Origin of the sequence: Halorubrum sp. Atlit-28R, from assembly GCF_003665955.1 — an archaeon.
Classification (GTDB): Archaea; Halobacteriota; Halobacteria; order Halobacteriales; family Haloferacaceae; genus Halorubrum; species Halorubrum tropicale.
This window is the reverse complement of the sequence record NZ_QPLS01000140.1, coordinates 1-516: the sequence shown is the minus strand read 5'-3', so window position 1 is coordinate 516 and position 516 is coordinate 1. Positions and strand designations below refer to the sequence as shown.

General features: G+C 47.5%; 1 protein-coding gene. It reads right to left on the bottom strand.

Features of this window, described 5'->3' with window-relative positions; all coding sequences use genetic code 11:
• Positions 1–462: hypothetical protein (locus DVK06_RS19430; RefSeq protein WP_233561799.1), on the bottom strand; the 462-nt coding region annotated here is incomplete at its 3' end.
• Positions 463–516 lie beyond the last annotated feature (54 nt).

Sequence of the window (516 nt, the reverse complement as noted above, 5' to 3'; positions counted from 1 at the left end):
CTCTTCATCGACGTGGAAAACATAGTCTAAACTATCCCTAAGAGTGTTGCGCGAGTCGCTAGGCGGCAAGTCTCGATCTATCGTGATTGTTGCGTCATGGATCATAGTGGTGTTTTTTGGTCCTTCAACAAATGCACAACTAGCCGTAGGCCGTCTACTCACACAATTGACCCCCTCGGTGTATTCAATAACAAGGTCAGCACTTGTGCTGGAATTAACCCGGGTGAATTCGACTTCTCGGTCGGTCGTATTAGCGAACCGGGCTAGCTCTAATGCTGCGCGCTCCTCGTTATGTTCCTCTGTCGCATTGACATACACCTCAATAGTTGGCTCTCCCCACGGATTATCCGCTGTTTGGAATATTTCTGCCAATCCCAAGTTGGTTGCATCATTCCCAGATGTGTCAGCAGCTATAAAACCAGCTGACCCGAGTGCAATCAGAACCCCAACCGCGGTGAGCATTCTGATAATGTGCATTACTGACATACCAGACAAATATTGAATGGGACAATAAAA